10 protein-coding genes and 1 pseudogene are annotated in these 11,175 nt (G+C 64.8%); 7 read left to right on the plus strand and 4 right to left on the minus strand.

Annotated elements, in window-relative coordinates; translation table 11 throughout:
• Nucleotides 1-129 precede the first annotated feature (129 nt).
• Nucleotides 130-2,172, minus strand: coding sequence for a S9 family peptidase (locus G1E_RS04690; protein WP_009686796.1), 2,043 nt, complete (start codon nucleotides 2,170-2,172; stop codon nucleotides 130-132).
• A gap of 122 nt (nucleotides 2,173-2,294) precedes the next feature.
• On the opposite strand from G1E_RS04690, the gene G1E_RS04695 reads away from it, so the two are divergent.
• The 3 genes from G1E_RS04695 to G1E_RS04705 are packed head-to-tail and all read left to right on the plus strand — an operon-like array spanning nucleotide 2,295 to nucleotide 4,111.
• The gene (locus G1E_RS04695) at nucleotides 2,295-2,792 is read left to right on the plus strand and encodes a hypothetical protein (protein ID WP_009686795.1); all 498 of its coding nucleotides are present in this window, start codon (nucleotides 2,295-2,297) and stop codon (nucleotides 2,790-2,792) included.
• Between the two features lie 14 nt (nucleotides 2,793-2,806).
• Complete coding sequence (locus G1E_RS04700; protein WP_009686794.1) at nucleotides 2,807-3,580, plus strand: class II glutamine amidotransferase; 774 nt, start codon at nucleotides 2,807-2,809, stop codon at nucleotides 3,578-3,580.
• A 9-nt stretch (nucleotides 3,581-3,589) separates the two neighbouring features.
• Nucleotides 3,590-4,111 carry a DUF2937 family protein gene (locus G1E_RS04705; protein ID WP_009686793.1) on the plus strand — a complete coding sequence of 174 codons (522 nt, stop codon included), beginning with the start codon at nucleotides 3,590-3,592 and terminating at the stop codon, nucleotides 4,109-4,111.
• A gap of 43 nt (nucleotides 4,112-4,154) precedes the next feature.
• Here the strand turns inward: G1E_RS04705 and G1E_RS04710 are convergent.
• A pseudogene (locus tag G1E_RS04710) lies at nucleotides 4,155-5,095 on the minus strand (LysR family transcriptional regulator).
• Between the two features lie 128 nt (nucleotides 5,096-5,223).
• Between G1E_RS04710 and G1E_RS04715 the strand changes: the two are divergent.
• Genes G1E_RS04715 through G1E_RS04730 form a run of 4 tightly spaced genes read left to right on the plus strand, consistent with a single transcriptional unit; the run spans nucleotide 5,224 to nucleotide 8,902 of the window.
• The gene (locus G1E_RS04715; protein ID WP_009686791.1) at nucleotides 5,224-6,516 is read left to right on the plus strand and encodes an MFS transporter; all 1,293 of its coding nucleotides are present in this window, start codon (nucleotides 5,224-5,226) and stop codon (nucleotides 6,514-6,516) included.
• A 9-nt stretch (nucleotides 6,517-6,525) separates the two neighbouring features.
• Nucleotides 6,526-7,302, plus strand: a complete 777-nt coding sequence (locus tag G1E_RS04720; protein ID WP_009686790.1) for a 5-oxoprolinase subunit PxpA — start codon at nucleotides 6,526-6,528, stop codon at nucleotides 7,300-7,302.
• Entirely contained in the window at nucleotides 7,302-7,988 is a 687-nt protein-coding gene (gene pxpB, locus G1E_RS04725) for a 5-oxoprolinase subunit PxpB (protein WP_009686789.1), read from the plus strand. The genes G1E_RS04720 and pxpB overlap by 1 nt, the downstream gene beginning before the upstream one ends.
• Nucleotides 7,985-8,902: a biotin-dependent carboxyltransferase family protein gene (locus G1E_RS04730; protein ID WP_009686788.1), complete on the plus strand. Its 918-nt coding sequence runs from the start codon at nucleotides 7,985-7,987 to the stop codon at nucleotides 8,900-8,902. Before pxpB ends, G1E_RS04730 begins: the two co-directional genes overlap by 4 nt.
• 117 nt (nucleotides 8,903-9,019) lie before the next feature.
• Here the strand turns inward: G1E_RS04730 and G1E_RS04735 are convergent, their stop codons facing one another.
• Complete coding sequence (locus G1E_RS04735) at nucleotides 9,020-10,198, minus strand: VWA domain-containing protein (protein ID WP_009686787.1); 1,179 nt, start codon at nucleotides 10,196-10,198, stop codon at nucleotides 9,020-9,022.
• A 13-nt stretch (nucleotides 10,199-10,211) separates the two neighbouring features.
• The gene (locus tag G1E_RS04740; RefSeq protein ID WP_009686786.1) at nucleotides 10,212-11,057 is read right to left on the minus strand and encodes a MoxR family ATPase; all 846 of its coding nucleotides are present in this window, start codon (nucleotides 11,055-11,057) and stop codon (nucleotides 10,212-10,214) included.
• Between the last annotated feature and the right edge of the window lie 118 nt (nucleotides 11,058-11,175).

Consider the following 11,175-nt stretch of genomic DNA (forward strand, 5'->3'; position numbering starts at 1 on the left):
TGGCACCGGCTACGCCGGTGTTCGCGGGCACGCCCGCACCCACAAAGACCCCGCTAAATCAATAAGTTATGTACTGTTCTATGAGAGCGGCCTTGTGTCGTGAAAGGGGCGCAAAGCGCCCCGGCAATCTCAAGCAATACCCAATTCGCCAAACACGAACGCATACTCCAGCGCCACATCCTTGAGCCCCTGATACCGCCCGCTCATCCCGCCGTGCCCGGCGCCCATCTCGGTCTTGAGCAACAGCAGGTTGTCATCGGTCTTGCGCGTGCGCAGCCGCGCCACCCACTTGGCCGCCTCCCAGTATTGCACACGGCTGTCGTTGTAGCCCGCCACCACCAGCATCGCCGGGTAGGCCTGGGCCTTCACGTTCTCGTAGGGCGCATATGCCTTGATCCGCGCATACACCTCCGGCTCCTCAGGGTTGCCCCACTCGTCGTACTCGGTCACGGTCAACGGCAGGTCGGGGTCGAGCATGGTGTTGAGCACGTCGACGAACGGCACCTCGGCGACCGCACAGCGGAACAGTTCGGGGCGCAGGTTGAGCACCGCGCCGATCAACAGGCCACCGGCACTGCCACCACTGATGGCCAGCCGGTCGGGCGCCGTCACACCCTGGGCGACCAGGTGTTCGGCACAGGCGATGAAGTCGCTGAAGGTGTTGTGCTTGTGCGCCTGCTTGCCGGCACGGTACCAGGCTTCGCCCAGCTCGCCACCACCGCGTACATGGGCGATGGCGAAGGCCACGCCGCGCTGCAGCAGGCTCAGGCGTGCATGCGAGAACCACGGGTCGAGGCTTTCGCCATAGGCGCCGTAGCCGTACAGGTACAGCGGCACGGTCTGGCCCAGGTCCTGGCGGCGACGCACCAGGCTGATCGGCACCTGGGTGCCGTCGGCGGCAGTCGCCCACAAGCGTTCGCTGACATAGTCGTCGGCATCGAACGCGCCCAGTACCGGTGTTTGCTTGAGCACCACCTGGGCGCCGCTGGCCAGCTCCAGCTGGCGCACCTGGGCCGGGCGGTTGAGTGCTTCGTAGCGCAGGCGCAGGCGGGGGCTGGCGAACTCCAGGCTGTCTTGCACGTACAGGCTGTAGGCGGCATCCGGCAGCTCGACACGGTAGGCCGCCAGACCTTGCGGGCGCACTTCGATGATCGGCAGGCCGCCTTCGCGCAGGCTCAGGGTCAGGGCGCCGGCATTCAGGCTCAGCCCTTCAAGCATGACTGCCTCGCGGTGCGGCACCAGTGCCTGCCATTGCTCGCGGCCCGGTACCTCGGTAGCCGGGGCGTAATACAGGGCGAAGTTGATGCCGTCCTGGTTAGTGCGGATAAACCAGCACCACGCGCCGTCGAGCTGGCCGTGGTCGGGGAAGTATTCATGGCCCTCGACACGTGGCGCCAGGCAAACGAATGGTGCCTGTGGGGTTTCGGCGTTCAGCACCCAGGCTTCGCTGGTGGTCTTGCTGTTCAGCAGCAGCACCAGCTGGCGCTCGGAACTGGTGCGGTAGCAATGCAGGAAGAAGCGCCCGTCGGGCTCCTCGAACACGCGCTCGGCACCGGGGCTGCCCAGCGTATGGCGGCACAGGCGCCATGGCCGATGGGTGTCGTCCAGCTCGGCGAAGAACAGTGTCTGGCTGTCGTTGGCCCAGGTCATGCTGCCGTCGCAGTCTTCAAAGGGCAGGGCGGTGATCGCGCCGCTGGCGAGGTCTTTCACGTACAGGCTGTAGACCTCGTCGCCACTGGTATCCAGGCTGTAGGCCAGCAGGCGGTGGTCGGGGCTGACACTGAACGCGCCCAGCGACAGGAAGCCGCCGTTGGCCAGTGCGTTGGGGTCGAGCAACAGCTGTTCCTGGCTTTCATCGACGGTGTTGCTGTCGTCGGCCGGGCGTGGGCAGCGGTAGTGGCGCGGATATTCGTCGCCAGCAGTGGTGCGGGTGTAGTACAGGTACGGCCCCCAGGGTGAAGGCAGCGACAGGTCGGTCTCCTGGATACGGCCCTTGATCTCTTCGAACAATTGCTCGCGCAGGGGCGCCTGGTCGGCCAGGCAGGCTTGCTGGTAGGCGTTTTCGGCCTGCAGGTAGGCGAGCACCTCGGGGGTGTCGCGCTGTTGCAGCCAGGCATACGGGTCGGCGGCCTGGTCGGCATGGGCAATCGGCGGTTGGGGCTTGGTCGGCATCGAGGATCTCTTGGTTGGGGTGGCCTGGGCCCGGCTGCGAAGCGGCCGGCGCAGGCAAACACTGTGTGCGCCCGGAAAAGTGTTTATCATAGGCACCTCTTTGCCTGGCTTGCACGAACACCATGATCGAGAACGACTACACCTTGGCCTGGGGCCTGTACGCGGTTGCCGCTTTGGGCTGCCTGCTGGTGGGCTTCAAACTGACCGGCTGGATGTGGCGCTGGTTGCGCGAGCCCTTGCGGGTGGTGCTGGCGGTGCTGTTGCTGACGCCGACCGTGGTTGACCCGGTCAAGGACAGCTTCGCCCCGGCCATCGCCATCACCACCCTGGATGTGGCGTTCAAGGTTGGCAACAATGCCTGGCGCGCAGTTTCCGATTTTGCCATGTACGGCATGATCGCCTTTGCCTTGTATGCCCTCTTCGTATTGCTGCGCTGGCCGCTGGAAAAGCGCGCCCGCGAGCGGCGGGCCCAGGCTGAGGCCGCGGCCCAGCGCGAGCAGGCCGAAGATGACCGGCTCGGCGCCCAGGCCCCTTTGGCCGCCGAGCGCAGCGACCGTTACCGTGACCTCCCGCCACCTGCGGCACCCCGGGGAAATGGCCGGGTCGAGCCCCGTCTGTAAGCGGAGACACAGCCATGTGCGAACTGTTGGGCATGAGTGCCAACGTCCCTACCGACATTGTCTTCAGTTTTACCGGCCTGATGCAGCGCGGTGGCCGCACCGGCCCGCACCGCGATGGCTGGGGCATCGGCTTCTATGAAGGGCGCGGCCTGCGCCTGTTCCAGGACCCGGCTGCCAGCAGCGAGTCGGAGGTAGCCAGCCTGGTGCAGCGCTACCCGATCAAGAGCGAAGTGGTCATTGGTCATATCCGCCAGGCCAACGTCGGCAAGGTCTGCCTGGCCAACACCCACCCGTTCATGCGCGAAATGTGGGGCCGTAACTGGTGCTTTGCGCACAACGGCCAGTTGGGCGCCTTCAAGGGCTTGGGCAGTTTCTATCGGCCGGTAGGCGATACCGACAGCGAAGCGGCCTTTTGCGACCTGCTCAACCGCATTCGCAGCGCCTTCCCCGAGCCGGTGCCGGTGGAACAGCTGTTGCCGGTGCTGGTCGAAGCCTGTGCCGGTTACCGCGGGCAGGGCGTGTTCAACTGCATGCTCAGCGACGGTGACTGGCTGTTCTGCTTCTGTTCGACCAAGCTGGTGCACATTACCCGGCGTGCGCCGTTTGGTGCGGCACGCTTGAAGGATGTCGACCTGATCGTCGACTTCCATACGCAAACCACCCCCAACGACGTGGTCACGGTGATTGCCACCGAGGCCCTGACCGAGAACGAGACCTGGCAGCGCTACGAGCCGGGTCAATGGGCCCTGTGGCGGCACGGTGAATGTGTGGCGCACGGCCAGAGCTAAGGACGCTGCATGTTCAGAAGTTACCTGCGGTTGCTGCTGTTCACCTTCGGCTTGTTGGCCGGTATTCAGGTGCCGGGGCTGGTGAAAGACTACAGCCAGCGGGTGGAGGCGCACCTGTACGAGTCGCGCGAGGCGCTGGACGGCTTCAAGCAGACGGCCGAGCGCTTTTTCAATGGCGACCTGCAGGCCTTGCTACGGCACTACCGCAGCAGTGATGACCCGGTGTTCAACAGTGACGCCAACAGCATCGAAAGCCTGATGATCCGCAACCAGTTGCTGGAGAACGAGTGGCAGGCCCTGCAAGGGCCTTGGGCCGCACGCACCTGGCATGTGCTGGTGCAGGCCGACCCGCAGCTGCGTGAAGAAACCCTCAACGGCTATAGCTACCAGATTCTGCTGGTGCCCGAGGCCATCGGCTGGGGTGTTGGCGCAGGGTTCGTGCTGGCGTTCTTGGTCGAAAGCCTGTTGCTGGGGCTTGGCTGGGTGATCCTCGGGGGGCGGCGCCGGGTGGTGAAAGAGAGCTGGCGCTGAGGGTGATCGCCAGCACAGGCACTGCGTTCTCAACGCCAACCCCCTAGGAAACCAGCACGATCCGCTGCCCACCCATGTCCCGTGCATACCCCTCCAGCACCTGTCGGCACAGCCCGACTACCTCATCCACCAGCGCCACGCCGGTCTGCCAGGCCACCACCAGCTCCAGGCTCGGCGGCGGGTGCCGCCCCCCCGNNGCGGCGGGGTTTCCACCCCCGCCAGCAACACCAGCTCGCCGCGGTCCAGCTCGGCATCCACCAATGCCGGTGGCAACGCGCCGATGCCGAAGCCGTCGCGTAGCAGCCGGGTAATGGCCGCCACCGAGTTCACGCAGTTCAGCCGCGGTGCGTCAGCCCCGGCACCCTGCAGCAGGCTCAGCACCTCCTGGTGCGGCCGTGAATTCTTCGAGAAGGTGATGATCCGCTCCCGACCAAGCTCGGCCAGCGAGCCGAAAGCGCGGTGCTGGGGCGAGCCGGCGGCAACCACCCAGCCCATCGGGTAGCGCGCCAGATCCAGGCTGCGGATCGACTGCTCGCGCAGCAGGTCGGTCTGCAGGATCACGTCGAGAAACCCCTTTTGCAGTTGCTCGCGCAGGTTCAGTGCAGTGTCCGCCACCAGCTCGATTTCTACCTGTGGGTAGCGCTCGGTCAGTTCCGCCACCAGCGCACTCATCCAGGTGTGGATGACCGTGTCCATCACCCCGATGCGAATTCGCCCGACCTTGGCCCGGTCGCTGTCCAGCGATTGCTTCATGGCCTTGGCGGTGTCCAGCATGCGTTCGGCGTATTCCAGCACCTTGCCGCCTTCCGGGGTCAGGCTGACGCCGCGCGAGTCGCGCAGCAGCAGCTTCACGCCAAGGTCGGCCTCCAGCGCGGCAATACGGCTGGAGACCGAGGCCTGGGTGGTGAACAGCTTGTCTGCGGTCAGGCGGAAGCTCTTGAGGCGGGCGACCCAGACAAAGGTTTCGAGAAAGCGAAGGTTCATGATCAGTTTTTCTTGTTCCAGACCGGCGGTTTTTCTCGTTGGACGCAGCGCGCGCGGGCTCCGAACATTGGCCCAGGCCGCGACAGTACAGGTCGCCTATACAACAATACCAACAAGCCGAGGCAAGCATGAACCCCACCGGCGTGCAGCAGCAGGTCAGTTGTTCCCCTTCGTCCGGGCCGTTCGCCTGGTACCGCGACATCGACTCACAGCAACGGCGCACCTTCTGGAGCTGCAAGATTGGCTACGGCCTGGATGGCATGGACACCCAGATGCTCAGCTTCGTCATCCCCACGCTGATCATGCTGTGGGGGATCACCACCACCGAAGCCGGGCTGATCCACACCAGCACGCTGATCGCCTCGGCGGTGGGCGGCTGGATAGCCGGTATCCTCTCCGACCGCATCGGCCGCGTACGTACCCTGCAACTGACGGTACTGTGGTTTGCGTTTTTCACTTTTCTCTGCGGGTTCGCCCAGAACTACCAGCAGTTGCTGATCGCCCGAACCTTGATGGGCTTCGGCTTCGGCTTCGGCGGCGAGTGGACCGCCGGCGCAGTGCTGATCGGCGAAGTGATCCGCGCCCAGGACCGTGGCAAGGCGGTCGGCATGGTGCAGTCCGGGTGGGCCATTGGCTGGGGCCTCACCGCCATCCTCTATGCACTGCTGTTCTCCTGGCTGCCGCCTGAGCAGGCCTGGCGGGCACTGTTCCTGTTGGGCCTGGTGCCGGCCATCTTCGTGATCTTCGTGCGCCGCCTGGTCAAGGACCCGGAGGTCTACCGCCAGGCCAAGGCGACGCCAGCGGCCGAGGCACCGTCGCACTTCTACGAGATTTTCGCCCCAGGCATGCTCTGGACCACCGTGCGCGCCTCGTTGTTGACCACAGGCGCGCTGGGCGGTTACTACGCCATCACGTCCTGGTTGCCGACCTTCCTCAAGAATGAACGCGGCCTGAGCGTGCTGGGAACCGGTGGCTATCTGGCGATGGTGATCGTTGGTTCGTATGTGGGCTACGTCGTCAGTGCGTACCTGTCCGACCTGCTGGGGCGTAAGAAGAACTTCATCCTGTTCGCCGTGGGCTCGTTCGTCATCGTGCTGCTGTACACGCAGATGCCCGTCAGCGATGGCGTGATGCTGTGGCTGGGCTTCCCGCTGGGCTTCTTCGCCTCGGGGATCTTCAGTGGCATGGGCGCGTTCCTGACAGAGCTGTTCCCAACACGTATCCGCGGTTCGGGGCAGGGCTTCTGCTACAACATCGGCAAAGTCGTTGCGGCGCTGTTCCCGTTGCTGATTGGCTTGCTCGGCCAGCAGGTGCCGCTGGGCCTAGGTATCGGTGTGTTTTCTGCCGTGTCCTATGGCGTGGTGATCGTTGCAGCGCTGAGCCTGCCGGAAACACGCGGCAAACAGTTGCAAGCGCGGTAAGGTAGGCACATGCACGACAACAACGGAGGCCGCGTGGTGGAACGCCTGCTACTCAATTGCGACATGGGTGAAAGTTTCGGCAGCTGGCGCATGGGCCTGGATGCCGAGGTCATGCCCTACATCGACTGCGCCAACATCGCCTGCGGTTACCATGCCGGTGACCCTGGCATCATGCGCCGCACCGTGGCCCTGGCACTGGAGCACGGGGTGGCGATCGGTGCCCACCCGGCCTACCCGGACCTGGTCGGCTTCGGGCGCCGGTCCATGGCCTGCAGCCCCGAGGAAATTCGCGACTTGCTGCACTACCAGATCGGCGCACTGGAGGGCATCTGCAAGGTGCTCGGCGGCCGTGTGGCCTATATCAAGCCGCATGGCGCGCTGTACAACGACATGATGGCCGACCCGCTCAAGCTGCGCACCGTGCTGGAAGCTGTGGCGGCTTACGGCAGCGATCTGCCGCTGATGCTGATGGCCACCGCCGACAACCGTACGGCCCAGGCGCTGGGCGATGAAATCGGCGTGCCGCTGTGGTTCGAGGCATTCGCCGACCGGGCCTATACCGCCAGCGGCCACCTGGTCTCGCGGCGCCTGCCCGGCGCCGTGCATCACGACCCGGCGCGTGTGGTGGAGCAGGCCGAGCGACTGGCCCGTGGCGATACGCTGGTAGCGAACGATGGCAGTGCCTTGAAGCTGGCGGCCAGCACACTGTGTGTGCATGGCGACAACGACAGTTCGGTAGCAGCGGTGCGGCAGATTCGCCAAGCCCTCGATGCCATGGAGCGATGATGAAGCTGCGTATCGAAGTGGTCGCGGTCGACAGCCTGATGGTGCGCCTGTTCGAGCGTATCGACGAGGCCAACATGCCGTGGATGCTTGCTGCCAGCCAGTGCTTGCGCGCAGCGTTCGGCCAGCACCTGCTGGACTTGGTGCCGTCGTACACCACGCTGATGGTGCACTTCGACCTGCCGCCGGCCGAGGCGAGGGCGCTGATCGCCCAGGCCCTGGACGGTTTGCAGCCTGACGCCGGCAGTGGTGGCCGGCGTCACGAGATCCCGGTGTGGTACCACGCCAGCGTTGGTCCGGAGCTGCCTGTACTGGCTGCCCGCAGCGGCTTGACCGAGGGTGAAGTGGCCCGCTTGCACAGCGAGCGCGAGTACCCGGTGTTTGCCTTGGGCTTCGCCCCCGGGTTCGGCTTCATGGGCCTGGTCGATGAACGCCTGGCCAGCCCCCGCCTGAGCACCCCGCGCAAGCGCGTGGCGGCGGGCAGCGTGGGTATTGCCGAGCGCCAGACGGCAGCGTACCCGGCAGTGTCGCCGGGGGGCTGGAACCTGATCGGGCGAACACCGGTGCGTTTGTTCGACCATGAACGTGAGGGCTATAGCCTGTTGCAACCCGGTGACCGGGTGCGCTTCGTGGCGGTTACGCGTGATGAGTTTCTGGCCCTGGGCGGCGATGTGGAGGCGCAAGGATGAAGCAGTTGACGATCGAGGCCAGCAACGCCTTGTGCCAGTTGCAGGACGCCGGGCGCTTCGGCGTACGGCACCTGGGCGTGACCCAGGGCGGGGCGCTGGACTGGGTGGCGATGTACTGGGCCAACTGGCTGTTGGGCAATTCGCTGGCCGCACCTGTGGTGGAGGTCGCGCTGGGTGGCTTCTGTGTGGTGGCGCAGCAGGATTGCGTGCTGGCGCTGGCCGGTGCCGACCTGGATGCGCGAGTTGATGATCAGCCGGTAGCGCCCTGGCGCAGCTTTGCTTTGGGCACGGGGCAGCGCTTGGCCCTGAAGCAGCCCAAGCAGGGCGTTCGGGCGTACCTGGCGGCGCCTGGCGGGTTTCGCGGCGAGGCGGTGCTGGGCAGCTGTGCCACCGTGGTGCGCGAAGCGCTGGGCGGTACAGACGGCCAGGGCGCTGCGCTTGGTAAAGGCCAGCGGCTGGCTTTTGCGGGTACGCCGGCAACCCTTCGTGAAGTGCCGGATGCCTTGCGCCCGCGCTATCACCACAAGCCTGTGCTCGACCTGGTGATGGGCGCGCAGATCGGTGATTTCAGTGGTACCAGCCTGTTTGAGGCGTTCAACAGTGACTGGACGCTGGACAGCCGGGCCGACCGCATGGGCATCCGCTTGCTGGGGCCGCAGCTGGTCTACCAGGGCGCGCCGATGATTTCCGAGGGCATTCCCCTGGGGGCGGTGCAGGTGCCGCCGGACGGGCAACCGATCGTGTTGCTCAATGACCGGCAGACCATTGGCGGTTACCCGCGGCTGGGGGCGTTGACGCCGCTGGCGCTGGCGCAACTGGCGCAGTGCATGCCGGGGGCGCAGGTGGGGTTCAGGGCGGTGGTGCAGGATGAAGCGTGGCGGGAGCAGCAGCAATACTTGGACCGGTGGTTGTAAGGCTGCGGGCCCTTTCGCGGGCACGCCCGTTCCCCCACAGGCCTGCGCCATACTTGTGGGAGCGGGCGCGCCCGCGAAGAGGCCAGACCGCTGGCAAGTGGCAGCCCGTTCTCTATCTCACTTTGAGAGATACCGCATCCCTTCCTCCAACCCCTGCAAGGTCAGTGGGTACATCTTGTCCTCGATCAACTCCCGCACCAGGTGGGTCGAGGCGGTGTAGTCCCAAGCCTGCCGGGGATAGGGGTTGATCCAGATGATCTTCCTGAATTTCTCCATGAAACGCTGCAGCCACACGTACCCGGCTTCTTCGTTCCAATGCTCCACGCTGCCACCGGGCTGGGTGATTTCGTAAGGCGCCATGGCCGCATCGCCAACGAAGATCACTTTGTAGTCGTCGCCATACTTGTGCAGCAGATCGAACGTGGAAAACCGCTCCGAGGTGCGGCGCAGGTTGTTCTTCCAAACCGACTCGTACACGCAGTTGTGGAAGTAGTAGTACTCCAGGTGCTTGAACTCGGTCTTGCAGGCCGAGAACAGTTCTTCGCACACCTTGACGTGGGCGTCCATGGAACCACCGATGTCGAACAGCAACAGCAGCTTCACGGTGTTGCGCCGCTCCGGGCGCATCTGGATGTTCAGCAACCCGGCATCGCGCGCGGTGTGGTCGATGGTGCCGTCGATGTCGAGCTCTTCGGCGGCGCCTTCACGGGCGAACTTGCGCAGCCGGCGCAGGGCCAGCTTGATGTTGCGCGTGCCCAGTTCCACCTGGTCGTCGAGGTTCTTGTACTCGCGCTGGTCCCAGACCTTCACCGCCTTGCCCTGGCGTTTGCCGGCCTCGCCCACGCGGATGCCCTCGGGGTTGTAGCCGCCCGAACCGAACGGGCTGGTGCCGCCGGTGCCGATCCACTTGTTGCCGCCGGCGTGGCGCTCCTTCTGCTCTTCCAGGCGCTGCTTGAAGGCCTCGATGAGCTTGTCCAGGCCACCCAGCGACTGGATTTGCGCGCGTTCTTCGTCGCTGAGCGAGCGCTCGAACTCCTTGCGCAGCCAGTCTTCCGGGATCAGCGCCTCGATGTGCTGGTCGAGGTTTTCCAGGCCTTTGAAGTAAGCGGCGAAGGCGCGGTCGAACTTGTCGAAGTGGCGTTCGTCTTTCACCAGAATGGCGCGGGCGAGGTAATAGAATTCGTCCATGTCGGCGAACACCACGTGCTTTTGCAAGGCCTGGTGCAGGTCGAGCAGTTCACGCACCGACACCGGCACCTTGGCCGCACGCATTTCATTGAACAGGTTGAGCAGCATGGCCCGGCTCCTGTCAGCGGTTGCCGCGCCGGCTCATGAAGGCCAGGCGCTCGAGCAGTTGCACGTCCTGCTCGTTCTTCACCAGCGCACCGGCCAGCGGCGGGATCGCCTTGGTCGGGTCGCGTTCACGCAGCACCGCTTCACCGATGTTGTCGGCCATCAGCAGCTTGAGCCAGTCGACCAGCTCGGAGGTGGAAGGCTTTTTCTTCAGGCCAGGCACCTTGCGTACGTCGAAGAACACGTCCAGCGCCTCGCTGACCAGCGCCTGGCTGATGTTCGGGTAGTGCACGTCGACGATCTGCTGCAGGGTGCTGCGGTCGGGGAAGGCGATGTAGTGGAAGAAGCAGCGGCGCAGGAAGGCGTCGGGCAGCTCCTTTTCGTTGTTCGAGGTAATGATGATGATCGGGCGCTGCCGGGCCTTGATGGTCTCGTCGATTTCGTAAACGTAGAACTCCATCTTGTCCAGTTCCTGCAACAGGTCGTTGGGAAACTCGATATCGGCCTTGTCGATTTCGTCGATCAGCAGGATGACCCGCTCCTCGGCCTCGAAGGCCTCCCACAGTTTGCCCTTCTTCAGGTAGTTGCGCACGTCATGGACCTTGTCCACGCCCAGCTGCGAGTCGCGCAGGCGGCTGACCGCGTCGTACTCGTAGAGGCCCTGGTGGGCCTTGGTGGTGGACTTGATGTGCCAGGTGATCAGGCGCGCGCCGAACGAAGCTGCCAATTGCTCGGCGAGCATGGTCTTGCCGGTGCCGGGTTCGCCCTTGACCAACAGCGGGCGTTCGAGGGTGATGGCCGCGTTTACCGCCAGTTTCAGGTCGTCTGTGGCGACGTAGTCGCGGGTGCCTTCGAACTTCATGGGGCTGTCCTCTGTTGTAAGCCTGTGCCGGCATCTTCGCGGGCACGCCCGCTCCCACAGGAATTGCACAAACTTCTGAATCTGCGGAAGTACCTGTGGGAGCGGGCGGGCCCGCGAA

This window comes from Pseudomonas sp. TJI-51 (genome assembly GCF_000190455.2).
Lineage (GTDB): Bacteria > Pseudomonadota > Gammaproteobacteria > Pseudomonadales > Pseudomonadaceae > Aquipseudomonas > Aquipseudomonas juntendi.

Excerpts from the sequence above, each read along its gene's own strand:
- G1E_RS04690 (WP_009686796.1), bottom strand. The coding sequence starts at position 2,172 with ATGCCGACCAAGCCCCAACCGCCGATTGCCCATGCCGACCAGGCCGCC.
- G1E_RS04720 (WP_009686790.1), top strand. The coding sequence starts at position 6,526 with ATGCACGACAACAACGGAGGCCGCGTGGTGGAACGCCTGCTACTCAAT.
- G1E_RS04740 (WP_009686786.1), bottom strand. The coding sequence starts at position 11,057 with ATGAAGTTCGAAGGCACCCGCGACTACGTCGCCACAGACGACCTGAAA.
- G1E_RS04700 (WP_009686794.1), top strand. The coding sequence starts at position 2,807 with ATGTGCGAACTGTTGGGCATGAGTGCCAACGTCCCTACCGACATTGTC.
- G1E_RS04705 (WP_009686793.1), top strand. The coding sequence starts at position 3,590 with ATGTTCAGAAGTTACCTGCGGTTGCTGCTGTTCACCTTCGGCTTGTTG.
- G1E_RS04715 (WP_009686791.1), top strand. The coding sequence starts at position 5,224 with ATGAACCCCACCGGCGTGCAGCAGCAGGTCAGTTGTTCCCCTTCGTCC.
- pxpB (WP_009686789.1), top strand. The coding sequence starts at position 7,302 with ATGAAGCTGCGTATCGAAGTGGTCGCGGTCGACAGCCTGATGGTGCGC.
- G1E_RS04695 (WP_009686795.1), top strand. The coding sequence starts at position 2,295 with ATGATCGAGAACGACTACACCTTGGCCTGGGGCCTGTACGCGGTTGCC.
- G1E_RS04730 (WP_009686788.1), top strand. The coding sequence starts at position 7,985 with ATGAAGCAGTTGACGATCGAGGCCAGCAACGCCTTGTGCCAGTTGCAG.
- G1E_RS04735 (WP_009686787.1), bottom strand. The coding sequence starts at position 10,198 with ATGCTGCTCAACCTGTTCAATGAAATGCGTGCGGCCAAGGTGCCGGTG.